General features: G+C 44.1%; 23 protein-coding genes, 1 riboswitch and 1 other annotated feature. Of the genes, 5 read left to right on the top strand and 18 right to left on the bottom strand.

What is annotated here, in order from left to right; genetic code table 11:
- Nucleotides 1-9: 9 nt before the first annotated feature.
- From hisD to tet(35), 3 genes are all read right to left on the bottom strand, one after another.
- Complete coding sequence (gene hisD, locus R7044_RS04345) at nucleotides 10-1,308, bottom strand: histidinol dehydrogenase (protein ID WP_171342733.1); 1,299 nt, start codon at nucleotides 1,306-1,308, stop codon at nucleotides 10-12.
- A 5-nt stretch (nucleotides 1,309-1,313) separates the two neighbouring features.
- Nucleotides 1,314-2,210 carry an ATP phosphoribosyltransferase gene (gene hisG, locus R7044_RS04340; RefSeq protein WP_005378180.1) on the bottom strand — a complete coding sequence of 299 codons (897 nt, stop codon included), beginning with the start codon at nucleotides 2,208-2,210 and terminating at the stop codon, nucleotides 1,314-1,316.
- 53 nt (nucleotides 2,211-2,263) lie between these two features.
- Nucleotides 2,264-2,401: a sequence feature (His leader region), on the bottom strand.
- 180 nt (nucleotides 2,402-2,581) lie between these two features.
- Nucleotides 2,582-4,183 (bottom strand): tetracycline efflux Na+/H+ antiporter family transporter Tet(35), encoded by a 1,602-nt coding sequence (gene tet(35) / locus R7044_RS04335; protein WP_205390795.1) that lies wholly within the window; start codon nucleotides 4,181-4,183, stop codon nucleotides 2,582-2,584.
- A 109-nt stretch (nucleotides 4,184-4,292) separates the two neighbouring features.
- Nucleotides 4,293-4,475: riboswitch (Lysine riboswitch) on the bottom strand.
- 582 nt (nucleotides 4,476-5,057) lie between these two features.
- Between tet(35) and R7044_RS04330 the strand changes: the two genes are divergently transcribed.
- The gene (locus tag R7044_RS04330; RefSeq protein WP_005378185.1) at nucleotides 5,058-5,465 is read left to right on the top strand and encodes an H-NS family nucleoid-associated regulatory protein; all 408 of its coding nucleotides are present in this window, start codon (nucleotides 5,058-5,060) and stop codon (nucleotides 5,463-5,465) included.
- 127 nt (nucleotides 5,466-5,592) lie between these two features.
- Here the strand turns inward: R7044_RS04330 and R7044_RS04325 are convergent, their stop codons facing one another.
- Together R7044_RS04325 and R7044_RS04320 are read right to left on the bottom strand one after the other, a co-directional pair.
- Nucleotides 5,593-6,897 carry an inosine/guanosine kinase gene (locus tag R7044_RS04325; RefSeq protein ID WP_205390794.1) on the bottom strand — a complete coding sequence of 435 codons (1,305 nt, stop codon included), beginning with the start codon at nucleotides 6,895-6,897 and terminating at the stop codon, nucleotides 5,593-5,595.
- Between the two features lie 116 nt (nucleotides 6,898-7,013).
- Nucleotides 7,014-7,283: a hypothetical protein gene (locus R7044_RS04320; protein ID WP_005437209.1), complete on the bottom strand. Its 270-nt coding sequence runs from the start codon at nucleotides 7,281-7,283 to the stop codon at nucleotides 7,014-7,016.
- A gap of 190 nt (nucleotides 7,284-7,473) precedes the next feature.
- On the opposite strand from R7044_RS04320, the gene mnmA reads away from it, so the two are divergent.
- The 3 genes from mnmA (at nucleotide 7,474) to purB (ending at nucleotide 10,750) form a co-directional block, all read left to right on the top strand.
- Nucleotides 7,474-8,598, top strand: coding sequence for a tRNA 2-thiouridine(34) synthase MnmA (gene mnmA, locus R7044_RS04315; protein ID WP_005378192.1), 1,125 nt, complete (start codon nucleotides 7,474-7,476; stop codon nucleotides 8,596-8,598).
- Nucleotides 8,599-8,608: 10 nt separating this feature from the next.
- Nucleotides 8,609-9,226, top strand: coding sequence for a high frequency lysogenization protein HflD (gene hflD, locus R7044_RS04310; RefSeq protein WP_005378194.1), 618 nt, complete (start codon nucleotides 8,609-8,611; stop codon nucleotides 9,224-9,226).
- Nucleotides 9,227-9,379: 153 nt separating this feature from the next.
- Nucleotides 9,380-10,750 (top strand): adenylosuccinate lyase, encoded by a 1,371-nt coding sequence (gene purB, locus R7044_RS04305; protein WP_005378198.1) that lies wholly within the window; start codon nucleotides 9,380-9,382, stop codon nucleotides 10,748-10,750.
- Nucleotides 10,751-10,883: 133 nt separating this feature from the next.
- On the opposite strand, the gene R7044_RS04300 is transcribed toward purB, so the two are convergent.
- The 9 genes from R7044_RS04300 to htpX all read right to left on the bottom strand — a co-directional run bounded on the left by R7044_RS04300 (nucleotide 10,884) and on the right by htpX (nucleotide 18,102).
- Entirely contained in the window at nucleotides 10,884-11,417 is a 534-nt protein-coding gene (locus R7044_RS04300) for a DUF3833 domain-containing protein (protein WP_205390793.1), read from the bottom strand.
- Complete coding sequence (locus R7044_RS04295) at nucleotides 11,417-12,010, bottom strand: chalcone isomerase family protein (protein WP_017821712.1); 594 nt, start codon at nucleotides 12,008-12,010, stop codon at nucleotides 11,417-11,419. Before R7044_RS04295 ends, R7044_RS04300 begins: the two co-directional genes overlap by 1 nt.
- A complete protein-coding gene (locus R7044_RS04290; protein ID WP_042522066.1) occupies nucleotides 11,970-12,482 on the bottom strand; it encodes a DUF2878 domain-containing protein in 513 nt (170 codons plus the stop codon). Before R7044_RS04290 ends, R7044_RS04295 begins: the two co-directional genes overlap by 41 nt.
- A 6-nt stretch (nucleotides 12,483-12,488) precedes the next feature.
- Nucleotides 12,489-13,745 (bottom strand): SAM-dependent methyltransferase, encoded by a 1,257-nt coding sequence (locus R7044_RS04285; protein WP_205390792.1) that lies wholly within the window; start codon nucleotides 13,743-13,745, stop codon nucleotides 12,489-12,491.
- On the bottom strand, nucleotides 13,739-14,557 hold the full coding sequence (locus tag R7044_RS04280; RefSeq protein ID WP_005378205.1) for a DUF1365 domain-containing protein: 819 nt from the start codon (nucleotides 14,555-14,557) through the stop codon (nucleotides 13,739-13,741). Before R7044_RS04280 ends, R7044_RS04285 begins: the two co-directional genes overlap by 7 nt.
- Nucleotide 14,558: 1 nt before the next feature.
- Entirely contained in the window at nucleotides 14,559-15,869 is a 1,311-nt protein-coding gene (locus tag R7044_RS04275) for an NAD(P)/FAD-dependent oxidoreductase (RefSeq protein ID WP_225455368.1), read from the bottom strand.
- Nucleotides 15,870-15,881: 12 nt separating this feature from the next.
- Nucleotides 15,882-16,607, bottom strand: coding sequence for an SDR family oxidoreductase (locus tag R7044_RS04270; RefSeq protein WP_054577961.1), 726 nt, complete (start codon nucleotides 16,605-16,607; stop codon nucleotides 15,882-15,884).
- Nucleotides 16,604-17,023 (bottom strand): nuclear transport factor 2 family protein, encoded by a 420-nt coding sequence (locus tag R7044_RS04265; protein WP_005378211.1) that lies wholly within the window; start codon nucleotides 17,021-17,023, stop codon nucleotides 16,604-16,606. The genes R7044_RS04270 and R7044_RS04265 overlap by 4 nt, the downstream gene beginning before the upstream one ends.
- A 209-nt stretch (nucleotides 17,024-17,232) precedes the next feature.
- Nucleotides 17,233-18,102 carry a protease HtpX gene (htpX, locus tag R7044_RS04260; RefSeq protein WP_005388085.1) on the bottom strand — a complete coding sequence of 290 codons (870 nt, stop codon included), beginning with the start codon at nucleotides 18,100-18,102 and terminating at the stop codon, nucleotides 17,233-17,235.
- A 509-nt stretch (nucleotides 18,103-18,611) separates the two neighbouring features.
- Here htpX and R7044_RS04255 point away from each other — a divergent pair.
- Nucleotides 18,612-18,779 (top strand): hypothetical protein, encoded by a 168-nt coding sequence (locus R7044_RS04255; protein ID WP_005378215.1) that lies wholly within the window; start codon nucleotides 18,612-18,614, stop codon nucleotides 18,777-18,779.
- An 81-nt stretch (nucleotides 18,780-18,860) separates the two neighbouring features.
- Here R7044_RS04255 and bioD read toward each other — a convergent pair whose 3' ends face one another.
- From bioD to bioB, 4 genes are read right to left on the bottom strand one after another with little or no spacing between them, the layout of a single operon-like run.
- Nucleotides 18,861-19,547 (bottom strand): dethiobiotin synthase, encoded by a 687-nt coding sequence (gene bioD / locus R7044_RS04250; RefSeq protein WP_054577962.1) that lies wholly within the window; start codon nucleotides 19,545-19,547, stop codon nucleotides 18,861-18,863.
- A complete protein-coding gene (gene bioC / locus R7044_RS04245) occupies nucleotides 19,544-20,365 on the bottom strand; it encodes a malonyl-ACP O-methyltransferase BioC (RefSeq protein ID WP_005388087.1) in 822 nt (273 codons plus the stop codon). Before bioC ends, bioD begins: the two co-directional genes overlap by 4 nt.
- Nucleotides 20,365-21,516, bottom strand: coding sequence for an 8-amino-7-oxononanoate synthase (bioF, locus tag R7044_RS04240; RefSeq protein ID WP_205390790.1), 1,152 nt, complete (start codon nucleotides 21,514-21,516; stop codon nucleotides 20,365-20,367). The genes bioC and bioF overlap by 1 nt, the downstream gene beginning before the upstream one ends.
- A complete protein-coding gene (gene bioB, locus R7044_RS04235) occupies nucleotides 21,503-22,555 on the bottom strand; it encodes a biotin synthase BioB (RefSeq protein ID WP_005378222.1) in 1,053 nt (350 codons plus the stop codon). Before bioB ends, bioF begins: the two co-directional genes overlap by 14 nt.
- Nucleotides 22,556-22,563: the final 8 nt, after the last annotated feature.

Raw genomic sequence — 22,563 nt, 5'->3', positions numbered from 1 at the left:
ATTACTCTCTTATTCTTTCTTACTTGCTAATTTTTCTACGCGAATGGTCACTGCACGTTTGTGCGCATCCAGACCTTCTGCTTCCGCCATGGTGACCACAGTTGGTGCAAGGTTCTTTAGGCCATCAGCAGACAGTTCTTGAACCGTCATACGCTTGGAGAAATCGGCCAAACCTAAGCTTGAATACGTGCGTGTGTAACCGTAAGTAGGAAGAACGTGGTTGGTGCCCGATGCGTAATCACCTGCTGATTCAGGCGACCAATCACCTAGGAAGATAGAACCTGCGTTATCTAATAGAGGTAAAAGCTCGCGTGGGTTCTTAGTCTGAACAATTAAGTGCTCAGGACCGTAGTAATTCGAAATGGAAACCGATTGAGTAAGAGACTCGGCAATGATGATCAAGCTTGAAGCCAATGCTTGCTCTGCGATGTCCGCACGAGATAGCTCCTTAAGCTGACGTTGAACCGCATCCGTCACTTTATCAGCAATCACAGGAGAAGGAGTCACCAATACCACTTGAGAATCAGGACCGTGTTCTGCTTGGCTCAAAAGATCCGCAGCGATAAAGTCTGCATCTGCGGTTTCATCGGCAATCACAAGAACTTCTGATGGCCCTGCTGGCATATCAATCGCAGCACCGCGGAAATCATTGCTAACCTGTCGTTTTGCTTCGGTCACGTAAGCGTTGCCCGGACCAAAGATCTTATCTACTTTCGATACAGTCTCGGTGCCATAAGCCATTGCAGCAACTGCTTGGCCACCACCGACGTTGTACACTTCATCAATGCCACACAGCTTCGCGACATAAAGGATCTCATCAGCGATTGGCGGTGGAGAACAAAGAACGACTTTACGACAACCTGCAATTTTTGCAGGAACGCCGAGCATCAAAACAGTCGATGGCAAAGGCGCACTGCCACCAGGAATGTACAAACCCACTTTTTGAATTGGACGTGTTACTTGTTCACAAAGAACACCTGGCTGCGTTTCCACCTTGAGCGGTTGCGGCTTTTGCGCTTTGTGGAACTTAGAAATATTGGCGTAAGCTTGCTCTAGTGCGCTCTTCATTGACTCTGACAAACGCTCTGACGCTGCCTTAATTTCCTGAGAAGAAACACGAATGGATTCAGGCTTAACACGGTCAAACTTTTCTGTCAGCTCAATAAGAGCAGAGTCACCTTCTTCTCGAACTTTAGCAATAACTTCGGCCACAGCAGTGGTGATATTGGCACCTTCTGCAATAGCAGGGCGCTCCAAAATAGAGTCTTGCTGATTCTCACTTAATGATTGCCAAACGACTGTTCTCATGATGCTTACTCCATCATTTTTTCAATTGGTAGAACGAGAATTGAACTTGCGCCCAACTCTTTCAGCTGTTCCATTGTTTCCCAGAATAGGTTTTCAGAACTCACTAAGTGAACAGCCATTTTCTGCTTATCTGCAGAAAGAGGAAGAACAGTTGGGTCTTCAGCACCTGGCAGTAGTGCTTTAATTTGATCTAACTTCTCTGCTGGGGCGTGAAGCATAATGTACTTAGATTCTTTCGCTTGCTGCACGCCTTGCATACGAGTTAACAGCTTTTCGATTAGCGCCACTTTGTCTGCGTCGAACTCACCTGTGCGTTGAATCAATGTCGCTTTTGATTTAAAGATAATTTCAGCTTCTTTAAGGCCGTTCGCTTCCAGTGTTGCACCTGTAGAAACCAAATCAGCGATAGCATCAGCGAGACCCGCGCGAGGGGCAACTTCTACAGAGCCTGTCAGCATACATGTAGAGAATGGAACGCCGGCTTCATCCATGTACGCTTTTAGAAGTTGAGGATACGTTGTAGCAATACGCTTGCCAGCTAAGTCTTGTGGACCGTTGTACTCTTCGTCCTTGTCGATTGCGATAGATAAACGACAGCCACCAAAATCAAGTCGACGAAGCTGAACAAACTCGCAGGGTTCACCTAATGCTTTGCGGTCAAGGCGAACTTCTTCTAGTTCATTTTCGCCAATAAAGCCAAGGTCAACCACGCCATCCATAATTAAACCTGGGATGTCGTCGTCACGAACCAAGAGTAAATCAATTGGCATATTTTCAGAATGGACAACTAAACGCTCGCCCATTACGTTGAACTTTACGCCGCACTGTTTTAGTAGAGCTTGACTCTCTTTGCTAAGACGACCTTTTTTCTGAATTGCGATTCTTAAACGTTGTGTTTGCATTGCTTTGTCCCTATGCAAGATTTTGATATCTAAGTATTTTTCAAACTAATAAAACTAAAAAACCCTCGGGAGATTGAAGTCTCCCGAGGGTTTAAAATCTGCTTTTACTTTGATTTTACCTCCGGGAGTTTCCTGCCTCCCGGGTATGCGTACATCGCCCGAAAGACTAGATTGGGTGATGATGGTGATGAATGTTCATTACAAAATTACGCATACTTATTTCAAGGCTCTTCTCATTTGCTTTGTTACCAACCACACTAACCAAGCTGATTACTTTTTTCAACCCTTAATTTTAAAAAAATTCGAATTGTATAATACAAATAAAAAAGGAGGCCGAAGCCTCCTAAAAATTTACTTTTTAAATCAGTGAATTACGCACTCTGGCAAGACGCTATTTTAGACTTTGAAAGCCATGACAAAATAGCGCAAACGATAACGAATGTTATCGACGCTGCAATAAACGAAAACGCAATTGAAGCAGTCATACCAAGGGCAATAAAGCCCACGCATGAAACAAGCGCGACTGATAATGCATAAGGTAGCTGTGTTGATACGTGATCAATGTGGTTACAACGTGCACCCGTCGATGACAAGATAGTCGTATCTGAGATTGGTGAACAATGGTCACCGAATACCGCACCAGCTAAAACCGCACTCAGCATCGGTAGCATTAGCGCTACGTCTGTTGCGCCAGCCATGTCACCCGCGATTGGTAGCATAATGCCGAACGTACCCCATGAAGTACCTGTTGAGAACGCCATCAGGCCAGACAACAAGAATAGGATAACTGGGAGCCAATGAGGGTTGATATTGCCCTGCGCCATTGTCGAAAGGTAAGTACCAGTCTTCATATCACCGATAACAGAACCAATGGTCCAGGCAAATACTAAGATTAGAATCGCACCAAACATAGACTTAGCACCAATCCAAAGTGTACGTGCGATCTCAGCCATTGGTAGACCTTGCTTCACAACAGTAAACACTGCAACTGCTAAGCCAAGCAAGCTACCGTAGATTAGTGATGTACCTACATCTGTATTTTCAAAAGCACCAAGAAGCGCAAACTCCTTACCATCAGCAGCCAATGCTTGGCCACCCGTGTAAAGCATTGAAGCGATAGTCGCGATAATCAGCGTCACGATAGGAAGTATCAAATCTGACACTTTACCCTTTTCACTTTCACGGATATCTAGCTCTTCGTTTAGGTCATGCGCTTCTTGCGAGTCATTTTCTTTGTCTTTATCAAAGCCACGACCTTGCGATGCAGAGATCTCATGCTCACGCATTTTACCAATATCAAGACCAAACCACGCAACAGCGAACACCATTAGCAGCGCAAAAACGGCGTAGAAGTTCATTGGAATAAGACGAACATATGCGCCAAGAGCCGAATACTCTGTGATCCCATGTGAGACTAAGATCCCGCCAATAATAGTAATAATGTAAGCACCCCAGCTAGAAGCAGGCATAATTACACACATTGGAGCAGCGGTTGAGTCTAGAATGTACGCAAGCTTAGCGCGAGACACATAAAAGCGATCGGTTACTGGGCGAGAGATCGCACCAACAGCAAGGCTATTAAAGTAATCATCGACAAAAATGAATACGCCTAAAAAGGCGGCAAGAAGTTTGGAGCCGCGTTTACTCTTCACTCGAGATTGTGCCCATTCAGCAAAAGCACGAGTACCGCCAGATAGCGTTAATAAAGCTGTTGTCATACCTAATAAGATTAGGAAACCAACAATGCTCATGTTCCAAGTGTTAATTCCGCCATCTTCAATAAAGACAGAAGAAACTTGAGAACTGACGTAACCTGCGGTGTCGCTGATAGACCAGCTATTAAGTAGCACCGCACCTAGCACGATACCTACACCCAAGGAAACTAATACACGTCGAGTCAAAATCGCCAAAGTCAAAGCGACAATAGGTGGCAATAATGAAACAGGAGAACTAGAAAAATCTATTAAATTCATGATCTTCAAAAACCAAAGTTTGGCTAGAGATCTACTGCAGACAAGTCACGTAGCATACGATACGTGCTCATGTTGAACTTAGCGACAGGGAAGCGAACACTCCACCCAACCCTACAGTAGCGCTCCATAGTTTAATGTGAATATATACTATGGCAGTGTTGTTCCTTTCAGATACAACCCCAGCAAGTAACTTTGATGAGTTACTTACTTCGGCAATCTTCGCCTTCCACTATTATTCATTGGCATCACCCCAATAATAGCTACTCTTCGAGACCGCGCCTCTACGGCAACAACAAACAATTAACCACTAACTGTACAAATTAACAACAAATTGTCTGCAATATTGCATCAGGTGGCAGCCATTGTACTTATGATGAGAGTCAATGCAACACATCAAACTAAATTAAACAAATAAATAATGACTGAGATAATTTATAAACCTTGCCTACTTCCATAAGTTTTGTGCAACTGAAATCACATCAATCATGTTATTTATGAAACATTATTACTACCTTAGAAATATCATGGTTTATCTTATATCAATAAATTAAGGATATATGACACAGCATTAAAGATGGATGCTTCATATTTTTAAGTAATAACTCAAATTTTTTTATAAAAAACCAAGCTGTCACTCTCTCTATACAATAATGATTGTTGATTTTAGTTCTCATCTAATAATGATTTATTTCGAGTGTAATAATATTAATTGCTTTAAAAAATAGTCAAATTTAAACAAAATCTTGATTTAGCATTTGCACATAAGGAAAAGATAAAGTTAAATATAAGGACTCTTTGTTTATTTATAGATTGGCATTATTTAATCGTAACGATAAAAAGTGCCCAACACATTAACCTTTTAATAGGAATCGTTATGTCAGAGCTGACTAAAACCCTTCTAAATATCCGTAGCCTTCGTGCATTTTCTCGTGAGCTGACTCTAGAACAATTGGAAGAAGCTCTAGATAAACTCACTACTGTCGTAGATGAGCGTCGTGAAGCAGAAGAAGCAGAACGCGCAGCACAAGCAGAGCAAGAAGCTAAGCTTGCAGAGATTGCTGAGAAAATCGCTCAAGACGGTATTGACGTAGAAGCACTTATTACTGCGCTATCTGGCGAAACTAAGACGAAAGGCAAAGCGAAGCGCGCACCTCGCCCTGCTAAATACAAATACACAGATTCAAACGGTAATGAGAAAACTTGGACTGGCCAAGGTCGTACACCTTCGGCGATTCAAGAGCAACTTGATGCAGGTAAATCTCTGGATGAGTTCCTAATCTAGATCCGTGCTATTTTTAAAAGGCTCCCATAGGGAGCCTTTTTTATTTAAACCATTACAAATAAAAAAGGCACATTTCTTAATGTGCCTTTTACTTTAGTTACAGAATAGTTAATTAAACCGCTTCGTATTAACGTTCCCAGTATGCTTCTTCTAGGCTATCTTCCCGCTCAGGAAGTCCGCGCGACAATCGTGGTGAATGTTGCACGAGAACTTCGTAGCTAGCACGGTTTGCGTATTTGCAGACTTGAGAAAAAGAAGAGTAAGTTAAATACTCGTTACTGTGCTTGCTTGAATTAGGCACATTTTCTTTATGGTATTTATTTGCTGCCATATCATGAAGAACAGCAGATAACGCAGCATCACCTGCGCCATTTGTATTCTTAATTTTTTCTGGGCCACCCATATATGGCGAGATATGCGAGTACACTTTTATTGGCGTCTCGCATGAGTCTTTTTTCGCCGGACGACTGAATTCATAACGATTAAATTCAGCAATTGACCCTGGAAGTAATGGCAAAGAAGTTTCGCGCTTCGCGCTATCTTCCGTATACCCAGCCATAAATAGACCTACAGGACCCGCCGTGCACAATACTAGATCAGCCCACTCCAATGTTTTATCAGACGCAGCAAGTGGATCAGATTCCCCCGTCAGTGCTTCTGCTTCGTCTTCGTTCATCGCAACGACAGAAACATTGTCGCGAATGAATTCTTGCCAGAATGTTGGATCATCTTGAATAACAAATTTAGTACCTAGCGTTAATACCACTGGTACATCGTGCTTTTTCGCGTATTCAATAGCACGCATCGTTGCTTCCGGCATTGGGTCGCCTTCTTTACAACGAACAAGGTATGCAGTAAGAACTAGAGCAGATGCGCTCTTGAAGATCTTCTCAGGGATATTGTCTGGGTGAAGTTGGTTCATTTGACCTTCGCTGATTGCGAAAGTACGTTCACCATCTTCGGTAATCAGAGCAAAACAACGACCGATTGCACCGTCAACACCTTGTAGGTAGTTCAGGTCCATACGGCTAGATGTGTTACATAGGTAGCGGTAACCGTAGCTGCCGATTTTGATATCTTGGCTCATTACGCCCAGAAGTGTTGAACGGTCATCGGCCAACACTGAATAGTTGTGCAGCGTATTACCGATCGTACCACCTGCATACTCATTGGTAATCAGGCATTCTGCTTTTAGCTGTTGGTACAAAGCTTCTGCTGTTGCATCATCAATAACCAACGAGTGTCCTTTACTCAAACCGTACTTTTCAATCACATCCGTTGTCACTTTCGCTTCAATATCAACCAGCGTTTGATCAATGCCGATGATGTGTGTGCGCGTCATCTTTTTACTTTCTTGTGCTTGGCTCACCAATGGGTCACGAGCATGAACAGGAAAATAGTGCTTGGATTTGCGTTGTCCAGGAAATTTCATATTGTTAGTCTGAGTAAGGGATGAAAAGGAGAACGGATTCTATACCGCCGTTATTAAAGCAGCAATAAAGGCAATTATAGCAAACGTTTGCAGTCTGCTTTTTTCTTTCAATCGGCCTATTCGCCTTCCATGAAACCCAAATCTGGTAATTGATCAAGGTGCTCGCTGTAGCGTTTCAGATTGAATTCACCTTCGTTTTTCATCACGTCGAAAATCTCAATCGACATTGCGCATGCCATCATCGCAACCGCATCTTCACGTGGTGTACCTGTCATCATTAAACGCATCAAGGTTTCTTTTACTTTGAGCGGATTGCCATCTTCTAGCTGATTTTCAACAATTTCAATCAACTCACTTTCTTGCATAAATTGGTTTTCTTCAGTCATTTGCTTTTTCCTCTTGGATTTTTGCCAACTATGCCATATATAACCCTTCTATACTTATCGAATTTAACCCTCACCTTCGCATTTGGATAAATTTAAGCCAAAATCGAAGTGTGATTTCGATCTCGGATCTGTCACCGGTCAGTGGATTCTGGTAGAATCTGCGTCCCGTTAATTTTAGTGGTGTTTAGTAATGTCTGATAACAGCCAAAAGAAAGTCATCGTCGGTATGTCCGGCGGCGTTGATTCATCTGTTTCTGCGTATCTTCTAAAGCAACAAGGCTACCAAGTAGAAGGCCTGTTCATGAAGAACTGGGAAGAAGATGACAACGAAGAGTATTGTACAGCAGCAGAAGATCTTGCTGATGCTCAGGCAGTATGTGACAAGCTGGGCATTCACCTACACACCATCAACTTTGCTGCTGAATACTGGGATAACGTATTTGAGTACTTCCTTGCAGAATACAAAGCAGGTCGTACACCAAACCCAGACATTCTTTGTAACAAAGAAATCAAGTTCAAAGCATTCCTAGAGTTCGCTGATGAAGTGCTTGATGCGGATTACATTGCAATGGGTCACTACGTGCGTCGTTCTTTCCCTGAAAACGGTGAAAAACCACAAATGCTACGTGGTCTAGATGGCAACAAAGATCAAAGCTACTTCCTGTATACATTAAGCAACGAGCAAATCGCACGTAGCCTATTCCCTGTTGGTGATCTAGAAAAGCCAGAAGTACGCCGCATTGCGGAAGAGCAAGATCTAATCACAGCGAAGAAGAAAGACTCTACGGGTATTTGTTTCATCGGTGAACGCAAGTTTACAGAATTCCTAGGTCGCTACCTTCCAGCTCAACCAGGTAACATCGAAACACCTGAGGGCGAAGTGATTGGTCAACATCAAGGCCTGATGTACCACACTCTTGGTCAGCGTAAAGGTCTGCACATCGGTGGCCGTAAAGGTGGCGGTGGTAACGAAGACCCATGGTTCGTTGGTGAGAAAGACCTAGAGCGTAACGTTTTGATTGCCGTTCAAGGTAAAGACCATCCAATGTTGAAATCAGAAGGTCTACTTGCATCACAACTTCACTGGGTAGATCGTGAGCCAATTCGCGATGTTATGAAGTGCACAGTGAAAACTCGTTACCGTCAGGAAGATATTCCTTGTACAATCATCCCTATCGATGATGAAAACATTAAAGTTATCTTTGACGAGCCACAAATTGCTGTAACTCCAGGTCAATCAGCAGTGTTCTACAAAGGTGACGTGTGCCTAGGTGGCGGCATCATCGAGCAACGCATTAAATATTCTCAAGCTTAGGAGTCGTTACGTGGCGAATACACTTTATGACCGTACTATCGCTTTCGCTGGGATTTGCCAAGCTGTTGCTTTAGTTCAACAGGTAGCGAGAAACGGACATTGTGATCAAGATGCTTTTGAAACATCAATCAACGCTATTTTGAGCACTAACCCTGCTAACACAGTTGGCGTATTCGGTCGCGAAGCCGATCTAAAGCTCGGCCTAGAATGCTTGGTTAAAGGGATTGATAGCACACCATCAGGCAGTGAAATTACTCGTTACATTATTAGTTTAATGGCGTTAGAACGTAAGTTAAGCTCTCGAAACGATGCTATGTCTCAGCTTGGTGATCGTATTCAAATGGCCAAGCGTCAGTCAGAGCACTTTGAGCTACTAGACGATCAAATGATCAGCAATTTAGCGAGCATCTATCTGGATGTCGTTAGCCCTATTGGCCCACGCATTCAAGTAACGGGCACGCCATCTGTACTGCAGCAGACGGCAAGCCAACACAAAGTTCGTGCGCTGTTGTTATCTGGCATTCGTAGTGCAGTTCTTTGGCGTCAAGTTGGTGGTAAGCGTCGCCACCTAATCTTCGGGCGCAAGAAGATGGTAGAGCAAGCACAAATCCTTCTTGCTCGTCTGTAGTAAAATATCAAATAAGCAGCTCGCGTTTATCGCGAGCTCATTTTTTTCGACTAAAACAAATCTCGCGCAAACGTTTGCGCAATATTCGTGACAATTGCCACAGTTATTGGTATAAAGCTCACGAAATTTAGAAACCCAATTCAGGAGAACATCATGGAACTGTCAGCATTGACTGCTGTTTCACCAGTAGACGGCCGTTACGGAAGCAAGACAATTGCGTTACGCGAAATTTTCAGTGAATACGGTCTACTAAAGTACCGTACTATCGTTGAAATCCGCTGGCTACAAAAGCTTGCTGCTACTGCTGAAATTGCAGAAGTGCCAGCGTTTAGCGCAGAAGCAAACCAATTCCTAGACGACCTTGCTGCAAACTTCTCTGAAGAAGATGCACGCCGTATCAAAGAGATCGAGCGTACAACTAACCACGACGTAAAAGCGGTTGAGTACTTCCTAAAAGAGAAAGTAGCAGACGTTCCTGAACTGCACGCAGTAAACGAGTTCTTCCACTTCGCATGTACTTCTGAAGACATCAACAACACATCACACGCTCTAATGCTTAAAGAAGCGCGTGAGAACGTGATTCTTCCAGAAATCCGTAACCTAATCGACGCCATCAAAGCACTAGCAGTGGAATACCGCGACATTCCTCTTCTATCTCGTACACACGGTCAGCCTGCTTCTCCATCTACTATGGGTAAAGAAATGGCAAACGTGGCGTACCGTATGGAGCGTCAATTCAAGCAAATCGAAAACGTTGAGATCCTAGCGAAAATCAACGGTGCAGTAGGTAACTACAATGCACACCTTTCTGCTTACCCAGAGCTAGATTGGCACAAGTTCTCTGAAGAGTTCATCACAGAGTCTCTAGGCGTAACTTGGAACCCTTACACAACTCAAATCGAACCGCACGATTACATCGCTGAGCTGTTCGACGCTATCGCTCGTTTCAACACTATCCTGATTGACTTCGACCGTGACGTTTGGGGTTACATTGCACTAGGCCACTTCAAGCAAAAAACTATTGCTGGTGAGATCGGTTCTTCAACAATGCCTCACAAAGTTAACCCAATCGACTTTGAAAACTCAGAAGGTAACCTAGGTCTTGCGAACGCTGTATTCGGCCACCTAGCACAGAAACTGCCTATCTCTCGTTGGCAACGTGACCTAACTGACTCAACGGTTCTACGTAACCTTGGTGTTGGTGTTGGCTACGCTATCATCGCTTACACTTCGACACTTAAAGGCATCAGCAAGCTAGAAGTAAACCGTGAAGCGCTTCTTGCTGAACTAGACAAGAACTGGGAAGTACTAGCTGAGCCAGTACAAACCGTTATGCGTCGTTACGGCATCGAGAAGCCATACGAGAAGCTGAAAGAGCTAACTCGTGGTAAGCGTGTAGACGGCGAAGCAATGCGTAACTTCATCGACGGTCTTGAGCTTCCTGAGCACGAGAAAGCACGTCTGAAAGAGATGACACCAGCGAACTATATCGGTCAAGCAATCGAGCTGACAGATAAGCTGTAATACTCCTGTAACGACCAGATACTTAAAAGGTTGACGCGAAAGCGTCAACCTTTTTTAGTTAGGAGAGTTAGGTCGGGAGAAAATAATTTTAGTTATATGGAATGGATTATTAATTGAAGATCAGCCCCATTTGTTATGGCAGCTTTTGGAAGAACAAGGTTATTGTTCCTACTTCCACACCAAACTTTTTTATTTTCGTTAGATTGAAAACGTGTCTGTCATCCTGACGATAAAGCCAATCATCAAAAGCAACCGTCACTGATGAATCCTCCATTTGTAGCTTAAAGTCATATTGCCACTGTAGCGCATTGCCCTGCTCTTCCCCTGTTGCCACACCTATAATATCGTCTGCCTTACCTTCATAACGACCGTCTTCTAATCTAGTGATAACCCAAATTCGCTGGTCCACCTCTCCGTCATCAAACACGAAGTCTTCCACCAGCGTCAGCGTATCACCCGCTACAGTACCCACTATATCGACTTCAAAGCGACGCGTTTGCTGTCCGGTATAATCTTGCACCATCCCCCACGCCTTTATGTCGCCTTCGAAATAACCGAATACGTCAAAAGTCGGTTTAGAAGAGCGGTAATTATCAATGTCTGCGGAACATGCCGAAAGAAAAACAGCTGCCACTAAAGTCGCTGATTTAAAAATTCGTTTAAACACTATCTAACCTGCCCTATCAATTGTTTTCGGAGTTTCGGAAATTCTGTGTTGGGTGATAACCATATAGCCAAAAATGCATCGTTCATTCGTTCGTCTTCAATGATGCCAACGTTCTTTACTTGCACGTCCCCAACCTGCTTATAAAAAAGCTGACCAGATTTTCCATCTGTTAGATAAGTAAGCTCGTCACCTTTTTGAATATCAGGAAACATACGATCGAGCTCGCTGATCCAAGCTTTTCGATATGAGTCCGTAAAACCCAATTTCGCCCACTGCTCATCCGTCACATCAAGCAGCTGTTGCTTACTGATGTCTCTCTTGTAATTAATTTCCAACGCAAGGGGATGTGGCGATACGTCATCGCTTACGATGAACTTTCCATCAGGCGCTTTTAATCTTGAGTGATAAATATCGAAGATGAACCAAGTAAGTTGGGCTTCTCCAACAGTTTTCCATCCCTTCCAATTCGCAATGTTGCTAGCAGCTTCGCTGTTTCCAACAGGTTGAGCTTGCAGAGCAAAAGAGCCAGTTACTATTACCAACGCAAGCAGCCTAGTCAGTCTCTGAGTTAAGTCTCTCTTCAAGCTTTTCATTTCCGTACACCTTGAGTATCAAGAGCATCATGACGCACCATTCGACAAACAACATTGCCAGTGTAGCGCCAGTGCTAAATCCAAATTCAACGGCTTGGAGCTTATAGCCAGCAAAGTAGCTCGCTGTTCCTCCGAGTCCGCCTACTATTGATACGTAGGTTTTTGGGAAACGGTACAAAATTGACTTGAGTTGATAGGCATACCAGGCGAACAGAATCCAAAGGCACAAAAGCCAAAGGGGTAACCATTGAGTGGCAAACATGAAAATTGAAAATTGCTGATTTAATGTATCAAGCACGAGACCAATCGTGGCGATAACACCAATACTTTTGAGCGAAGATGCGTCAGTTTTCAAACAATATAGTAGGGTTGCCAAAGTAAGGAATAACGTCACCCATTGCCATTGATAGGTTCCAAGCACCGCTGCAAACCAGCAGAGTTGGAACCATGTCGAAGCAAGAAACACCTTCATAACGAACTACGGGCGTTGAAACGTCATGTGAACGGCACTGATCGTGCGAGCCAAAAAGCCACCTTCACAGTAGCTCAAATAGTAGCGCCACATACGCACAAAGCGGTCGTCGTAGCCAAACGAGCGCACTTCATTCTCTGCTCGATTAAAACGTAAGTGCCATTCGTTCAGCGTCTTGGCGTAGTCCAAACCAATATCGAACAAGTCTCGCGTCACTAAGTCACTGTACTTTGTTGTTGCTTGGGTTAGTGAGGTTACCGACGGTAAAAAACCACCCGGGAAAATGTACTTTTGGATAAAGTCGACGTTGTTACTGTAGTAATCGTAACGCTGATCGGCAATCGTAATCGCTTGAATCGCCATCAAGCCACCAGTCTTCAATAAAGACTCACAGACCTTAATGTACGAAGGCAGGAATTGTTTGCCCACAGCTTCAATCATTTCAATAGAAACGAGCTTGTCATAAGTGCCGGTTAAGTTACGGTAATCTTCTTTGAGTAGTGTGATTTTATCTTCTAAGCCACGCTCTTTGATTTTTTGCTCCGCGTACGCGTGTTGCTCTTCAGATATCGTTGTTGTGGTGACCTGACAGCCGTATTGTTCGGCCATGTAAATCGCCATAGCGCCCCACCCAGTGCCAATTTCAACAACATGATCAGTGGGCTTCAGCTCAAGTTGCTGACATAGACGATCCATTTTGTTGATTTGAGCCTGCTCTAGAGAGTCGTCCGCATGATTGTAAAGCGCCGACGAGTACAGCATATTGGTGTCAAGGAACGCTTCGTATAGGTTGTTACCCAAGTCGTAATGCGCATGGATATTTTTACGTGAGTTCTCTTCAGAGTTTCTGTTTGACCAATGACTGAACTTGTACAGTATTTTAGTCAACCAACTGCCTTGCTCTTCGAGTTTATCTAGAGCACGCATGTTAAGGGCCATCAGTTTCATTAATGAGGTTAAATCGGGGCTATCCCACCACCCATCCATATAAGCCTCACCAGCAGCAATACTGCCGCCCTGCAAGATCCGTGAATAAAAGCCTGGATGTTTTACCTCTATAGTAGCGACAACAGGTTGACCACTGTCCTCCCTTTTTGGCGCACTAAAACGCTCGCTTCGCTCTGTCGTTTCCGTCTTAAAACTTTCAATAACTGTTAAGCAGCCGATTTCCATTTTTTGCAGACATTGAAAAATAACTCCGCGAGCCGCTTTTTGCGTTGTCGTCAATTTACGCGGCAATGTCATAGAACTAGTATTTAACATGCAGAATTCTCCTTGTGCTTTTTATTTTTTTTGTCTGTTTTTTCAGTATCGGCTTCTATTTCTTCATGCGTTGAATATTTAGGATGAGAATAAAAAGGTGCGCCTTTCACCCAAAGTTTTAATGCGTGCCAATAAATACCAACCATTACTTTTACCGTTTGTATTGGTGTAACGATCAAACACCTCAATAAGGTTTTGCTTGAAAGTGGCTTGGCTTTCATAACCATGGTGGCATCAAAGTGTTTCTCTCCTTTGTGACATTCAAGATGAATATTCAACTTGTCTGTCAAAGGTTTAATTCTCCAGCGGTAGAGTTGGTCAATCGGGTTGAATGGTGAAACATGGAATGCTTTAACTTGTTCCCAACCAAACTTTTCTTCTTCTTTATCTGCTGACACCACGTAGTAATGTCGTTCATTCCAAGGAGTGTTACTCACCTCTGCGAGGAGATACTTCCATTCTCCTTCCGTGTTATAAACGTAGTAGAAATTAACGGGACTGAAATAAAGCCCTAGATAACGCAAGTGACAGACTGCGATTACCTTGCCGGTACAGCGAACACCTGTCAGTTCTTCAATTTTGCTGTGCACTGCCGACTTGACGCTGCCTTCACCAATGTAATCACTGCGCTTGAAGCGAGCCCAATGCCACCAACGCGAACCAAAACCCCATACTTTTTTCTCTAAAGCATCGAGCTCGTCTACATCGATGGCGGGCATAAATAAAGAGTAGTTCAACTCATGATTCACAGGCGTGAATCGACGGTGACGAACGTTGCCTATAAACAATCGGCTGTTCATTTGGCTATCCATATCACGCTGCGCCTTTTTCGAAAGGAACCACATTTTGTTCGCGGTACTTTTCTTCTAGTTCTTTCACAACATCAAGCGCGCTACGCACGCCATCTTCATGAAAACCGTTGTACCAATAAGCGCCGCAGAACCAGGTACTTTGTTTGCCCTGTATCTCATCTTTGCGCTGCTGCGCTGCAATAGACTCAGTGGTGAATACTGGATGATGATAAGTGAACGAACGCAAGACTTTATTTGAGTTAATTTGCTCAGTACTGTTCAACGTTACACAAAACGTATGTTCTGATTGAATATGCTGAAGAATGTTCATGTTATAAGTGAGCGAAGGGAGGCGTTGCTGTTCCTCTTCACTGCCTTCCAATAGGTAGTTCCATGATGCCCATGCTGCCTTACGTTTTGGTAGTACGGCAGAGTCGGTATGAAGAACAACTTCATTTGCTTGGTATGTCATATCCCCCAAGATTTCCTGCTCAATTGGGCTGATATCCTCTAGCATTCTCATTGCTTGATCACTGTGACAAGCAAAGATAACGTCATCAAACCAATGCGTTTCTCCGCGAACTTGAACGCCAACCCCTTTTTCGTTGCGAACCACTTTTTCGACAGGACTATTAAGACGAATATTCTCGGCAAAGCCTTTGGTCAATGGTGGAATGTATGAACGTGAACCACCTTTAATCACATACCATTGTGGTCGGTTAGTCACATCTAGCAGACCGTGGTTGAGGAAGAAACGTAAGAAGAACATAAGAGGGAATGCGCGCATGTCAGCTAAAGTCGACGACCAAATCGCAGCACCCATCGGTAATATGTAGTTATCGGTAAAAAAAGCACTGAATTTGTGTTCGTCAAGGAACTCACCTAACGTCTGAGAGTGCGAAGATTGCTCGCTAGCGAAGCGCTTGGCAAGTTTATTGAAACGAAGTATCTCGAAGATAAATCGATAAAATTTAGGGTTTGCCCAGTTACGTTTTTGAGCAAACAATGTCGACACTGTGTGGCCGTTGTACTCTAGTCCGTTCCCATCGTTTCTGACACTGAAGCTCATTTGAGTCGGCAGACCTTCAACGCCAATCTCGCTCATCATTTTAATGAAATTAGGGTACGTACGGTCGTTATAGACGATGAACCCAGTGTCTATCGCGTATTCTCTACCATCAAAGCTCACATCAACGGTTGCAGTATGGCCACCGATGTAATCGTTCGCTTCAAAAAGCGTTACCTCATGTTCTTTATGCAAGTAATAACCACAAGTAAGGCCAGAGATTCCCGTTCCCACAATCGCTATCTTCTTTCTTCCTGCTGTTTTCATTTTTATTCCTTCTTATGATACGAGTTTAGCAGTTAGGCGAGCTTGCCAACTGTATGGAAGTAACGAGATAAAACGTAAAATACTGGTAAATCTCGCTGGGAAATAGATATAGGTCTTGTTGGCGGCTAACTGCTTCCTGATAGAGTCCGACGCTTGCTGAGTAGAAATGATCATTGGCATTTCGAAGTCGTTTTTGTCAGTCAACGGCGTTTCAACAAAACCAGGAAACACCGTTACCACTTTGATCCCTTTCTTTTTCAAGTCGACGGCGAGCGTGCGTGCAAAATAACTGACTGCCGCTTTGGATGCGCCGTAAGCTTCTGCACGAGGCAGTGCCACTTCTGATGCGATAGAGCCAACAATAACAATGCGGTGCCCTCTCTCTAAATGTACTTGGCAGCCTTCAACGCAGTTGGCAACACCGACAACATTTACGTTCATCACACGCGCCATGAGTTTCGCGTCGACCACTCCCTCATCCATGTACTCACAATCGCCTGCGTTAAAAACCCATGTGTTTGGCGTAAAGGGCAAATTAGAGAGCGCCTGCTGAGTTTCCTCATAATTTGTCACATCAAACTGCAATGTATGAATTTTGGAAGAAACTGCCTCCAGTTCTGCAAGAACATCTTGATTCCGACCACAAGCAATCACATTCCATTCTGAGGTCGCGTAATCTAGGGCAAGCTGTCTTCCTATTCCGGAGGTGGCGCCTGTGATTAAAATGGTGTTGTTCATTGTCCTAACCTCTGCTTGATGGTTTTAACGACTGAACCAAGTAATGGTAAATGCTCATAGAGCATCTCTCCGAGATCAAAATAGTCTCGGTGATAAATGACCTGACCTTCGCTAAATTTGAGGTGCGAAACACCATTGACGAGAATAGGCGCACCCTTCTGAAGTTTGGGATGCTGAAGGTCCATTGTCCAAGTTAGGAAGCCTGTATCTCCGACTTGTTGATGCTCATGGATTACAAAATCACAACTGATGACGTTGGCATATAATGAGGTGAAATAATCCGAAAGTGCTGGCCATCCTTCTAAACGATGCGCTGCGTCCTCAAATACTACATCTTGGTGATATATATCCTTAAGCAGATGTAAGTTCGCTTTGTTGAGCTTTTGATAGATATTGCCAACAGACTGTATGTCCATTTTTTACTCCTACACGCCCATTAAGTTGTACAAAATTATTATATGTACAAGATAGTTCATTCCTCCAAAGTTGTACAAAAATAATTTTGTATAACTTTATTTCTGTAAGTAGTACGTGATGAAGTTCGCACGCGATCAATCGGCGAAAAAAAAGGCTTGGTCAAAACCAAGCCTTTTCAGCAGATTAACAATTATTTAAGTAGGAACAATTAGTATTGCTGGCCTCGCAACGCTGCAATACGTTTATCTAGCGGAGGGTGGCTCATTAGTAGCTCAGTCAGCGACTGCTTGCCATTGATACCAAACGCCATCATGGTGCCATCCAGTTGAGATTCATGACTCACCTTCAAACGCTCTAGAGCCGCAATCATTTTTTCTTTGCCAACGAGGCGCGCAGCACCTGCGTCCGCGTGGAATTCGCGATGACGGCTGTACCACATAGTCAAGAAGCTAGCTAGGAAACCAAATACCAGTTCAAGCACCATGGATACGCCAAAGTAAACCATCATATTTGTACCTTGGCCTTCTTCATCATCGTTCGATGCCACGATATTGGCAATAAAGCGTGATAGGAAGATAACAAACGTGTTCACGACACCTTGCATCAACGTCATCGTGACCATATCACCATTTGCAATATGGCTCACTTCGTGTGCAAGTACTGCCTCTGCCTCATCACGAGTCATATTGTGTAAAAGACCAGTAGAAACTGCGACAAGAGAGTCATCTCGTTTTGCACCTGTCGCAAATGCATTGATATCTGGTGAATCATAAATAGCCACCGTTGGCATACCAATACCCACTTGTTGAGCTTGACGACCCACAGTTTCGACTAACCAATGCTCCGTTTCGTTGCGCGGGCTTTCAATGACCATACCACCAACCGAGCGTAGCGCCATACCCTTTGACATCATCAACGAAATAAATGCGCCACCAAAACCAAATACAGCAGCCATTACAAGTAAACCTGACAGACTGCCTGGTTGCATTCCAGTTACAGCGTAAACAATATTCAGAACAACACTAAGCACTAGCACGACAGCTAGGTTAGTTGCTAGGAATAACATAATTCGCTTCATTACTTTTCTCCGAGGAAGCTTATCGTTTTTTTAAAACGGATTGTTATAAGGAACAAATGGTAATCGCTATAAAAGCCAATTCCGTTGATTTTCATGTTCCGTGCGTTATAGATATAGTCTATCCGCGATAAAAACAAGGTTAAGCAATAAATTGCAACATTTGTTTTCGGGACTGAAATATTTGATTCAAGCGATTTCAAAACATGCTTTGGTAGGAGCCGGAACCTCCGTTCATATACATTTATCAAAATGATAAAATAAGCTCTGAGCTACCCATCATCTATTGATAGATGATCTTGGTGTTAAATCTATCACCTCTTAGCAACTTAGCTAGAAATTTTTTAATAGACCAAAAACAGTACGTTAGCTCTGCTATAGACTTTGGTCTTATTGTGCGGCTACATGGACATGCTAAATTCGAATGAGATGAACAAAACAGAGCCACTCTAAGTACATTGCAAAAAGTGCATTGGGTGAGCTCAAAAACTCCATGTATTGAGGGAAAAACCATGGTAGAAACTAACGACTATCAGATGGCTATTGATTTACTGCGTTGTCACCTAGGCATCTCAGAGGACGAGGCAAAGCAACAACTTGGTATTTCAACCGATCATCATATGTCTCAGCGTGTTGCAGAAACACAACAAGCATTGATGGGGCTCAGCCAAGATAAGTAATCTGACTTTTTAGGTTACACCAACAAGAAAGGGCTGCATTGCGCAGCCCTTTGGTTTTTTAGTCTTTTACCCTAAACACCATTAGTCAGTGTTTAGCAACGGCTCTACATTAATGTACTTGCCTAGCTCTTTACGTTTAGCACTTGGAATATATGGAATTTCCCCAAGCTTAGGTGCATCGATACGTGCTTCTAGCATCTCGATAATGTCAGCGTAGTGCTCTGTGCCTGGGTTGACGCGGTTTGCCACCCAGCCAACAAGATTCAAACCATCCGTTTTAATACTCTCCGCTGTGAGTAAAGCGTGGCTCAAACAGCCTAATTTAATGCCAACCACCAGTACAACAGGTAACTGCTCTTCTTTTACCCATGTAGATAAACAGTCCGTATCGGATACTGGCACACGCCAGCCTCCAGCACCTTCAACGAGAACAACATCGGCTTGCTGCTTATGTTGAGCCAGTTTTTGACTCAGAACATCGTAACTTATTTCGACATGTTCATGCTTCGCTGCAATGTGGGGAGAAGCAGGCAACTCTAAAGCGTATGGGTTCACATCATCATAGGCCACATCGAGTGTTGCGGCGTCTTGTAAGTGTAAAGCATCAGAGTTACGCCATCCGGCTTCAGTCTTGTCACTCCCTGCTGCCACTGGCTTATAACCAATAGTGTTTAGTCCTTTTGCGGCGATCGCTTGCAAAATGGCTTTAGACGCTACCGTCTTTCCAACATCAGTATCCGTACCAGCAATAAAAAAAGCATCAATCATAGATGTATTACTCCAAAACAAACCTGATAACTTGCAGGTAGAAGACCTTGATCGTTTTTAAACGCTTGGTACGCATGCTCAACTTTTAACAAAGTCTCGCGACTAGTTAAACCGTGTGAGCGCCCGCTTACGTGATTTGCACCTATACCTTTGAGGTCACGCATAACTGAAAATGCAGAGTCGTACCAAACTGTGATGGTGGTCAAGTCTAGTTGATGGCTGTCACATCGAGATTGCGCTAACGCAATTTTTACCTGATTGAGCGTTAGAAAGTTATTGACGTGTTGATATGCATCAATTTTTTCCCATGATGCACGCAGCTCATACAGTGATCCATCAACCAGTGTAGAGAACCACGCTTTCCCACCATTTTTTAGCACGCGGCGCACTTCTTTTAGTGGGTAACTTAAATCTGTACACCATTGCAGCGCTAAACTTGAAAACACGTAATCGAAGCTATCATCGTCAAATGGTAAGTTTTCAGCATCAGCAACTTGGTAGTGCATTCGTACTGCACCACAACGCTGCTCTGCTTTATCTAACATGGCTTGAGAGATATCGCCGCAGACTACTTCCGCACCGCGTTGTTGAAGTAGTTGGGAGAAATAACCCGTGCCACAACCTAAATCCAATACACGTTTTCCCGTCAAGTTTTCAGGAAGTTTATCAAGCAGCTGATGCCCGACATCACGTTGAAAAGCCGCATGTTTATCGTATGTTTCTGCTGCTTTACCAAACGAAGAGGCAATCGCGTCTTTATCTTGATGGAAACTCTCTAACGCGAGCGTTTGCGCTAATGCGGTAGTTGCATTATCCATTACAGCGCTCCTAATGCTTGCTTCAATGCCATTGAAAGCGTTTTAACTTGTTCGTTGGTGTGATTGGCAGTGAGTGTGATTCGAAGACGAGACGTCCCTTTAGGCACCGTCGGTGGTCGAATAGCGGTAACCCAAATACCGTTTTGGCGACAAGCACCTGCTACTCGCAAAGCCAATTCAGATTCACCAATCAAAAAGGGCTTAATCGAAGTTTGAGTCTCAACAAACCCCTCAAGGTCGCTAAGACTATCTCGATACACTTCACTAAGCTCAGAGAGCTTTTCACGTCGCCAAGACTGCTCTTGAACCATCGAGACTGCATGAGTCAACGCATACGCTTGTGCTGGTGGTATCGCCGTGGAATACACATGGTGACGAGCAAACTGAGTTAAAAAGTCCCCCGTTGCGTGGTTACATAAAATAGCCGCGCCAGACATACCAAACGCTTTACCGAAGGTAACGACCAATAACTCAGGCTTAACCGCGGCAAGCTCGCAAGAACCACCACCGGATTGACCGAGAACACCAATTCCATGAGCGTCATCGACAGCAAACCATGCATTGTGGCTATCAACGACAGCAGCGATATCAGCGAGTGGTGCACAGTCACCGTCCATGCTGAATACCCCTTCCGTCACAACTAGATGGTTGTCTTCGCTATTAATCTGCGACTTTAGGTGCTCGATGTCATTGTGTTTGAAGCGCTTCATCTTAGCTGGTGACAACGCCCCCGCTTCTATCAATGAAGCATGATTCAAACGGTCTTGGATCAATACGTCTGATTTTTCCAACAAGGTGAACAACAAGGCTTGATTAGCACTGAATCCAGAACCAAACAGAATTGCTCTGTCGTAACCCAACCATTCGGTCAGTGCGGCTTCTAAATTGCTGTGCGCGGCACTAAAGCCAGTCACCATCGGTGATGCTCCACTGCCACTACCATATACGCTTAAACCTTGCTGCCAAGCCCGAACAAGCGCTTGGTCATTAGCCAATCCCAAATAATCATTACTTGAGAAATTAATGTAGCGTCTACCTTCGTGTTCCAAAACGGACTGGTTACCGGCAAACACCACATTCATAGAACGATTCAACCCTTGCGTTTTACGCTCAGCAAGGGCGGACTCGATACGAGATTTAAACGCTGGCATCGTAGAAAAGGTCGTCTTTTGTCGGACGGGCAGCAACGCGCTCTACGACGCGATCGAGTAACTCGTTTTCTTCGATTTCATCAGGCTTTTGAGACACCTCTTGGCTGTTAATACCGAGCTTGTTGAACAGCATCATGTCTTTGTCTTCAGAAGGGTTTGGCGTGGTCAGAAGCTTGCAGCCATAGAAAACGGAGTTTGCACCCGCCATAAAACACAGCGCTTGCATTTGTTCGTTCATGTTTTCACGGCCAGCGGATAAACGAACGGCTGATTGAGGCATCATGATTCGTGCAATCGCAATCAGGCGAATGAAATCGAAAGGCTCAACATCATCCACTTCTTCCAGTGGTGTCCCCTTTACCTTCACGAGCATGTTGATTGGAACGCTTTCAGGGTGTACCGGTAAGTTAGCCAATTCAACCAACAAACCAGCTCGGTCGTTAGCACTTTCACCCATGCCGATGATGCCACCGGAACAAATCTTCATGCCAGCATCACGAACGTGAGACAAAGTATCTAAACGGTCTTGGTAAGTACGTGTGGTAATGATGTTGCCGTAAAATTCAGGTGAGGTATCTAGGTTGTGGTTGTAGTAATCCAGACCTGCGGTTGCCAATTGCTTTGCTTGATCTGGCGTCAGCATGCCTAATGTCATACACGTTTCTAAACCCATGCCCTTCACGCCTTTGATCATGTCGGTCAAATGTGGCATGTCACGCTCTTTCGGGTTTTTCCATGCTGCGCCCATACAGAATCGAGTAGAACCAGCATTTTTGGCTTTTTGCGCAGCATCGAGTACGCGTTCTACTTCCATCAGACGCTCTTTTTCGATGTCTGTGGTGTAACGAGCACTCTGAGGACAGTACTTACAATCTTCTGGACAAGCACCTGTCTTAATCGACAGAAGCGTGCTTACTTGAACATGGTTGGTTTGTTGATATTGACGATGTACAAGCTGCGCTTCGAATAGGAGATCCATGAATGGTTTTTCCATGAGATCGCGCACTTCAGCATGCGTCCAGTTATGACGAACTTCCACGTGTATTC

It is taken from the genome of Vibrio sp. 1402 (genome assembly GCF_033340275.1).
The sequence above is the reverse complement of the archived record's forward strand: the minus strand, read 5'-3'. Positions and strand labels throughout refer to the sequence as shown.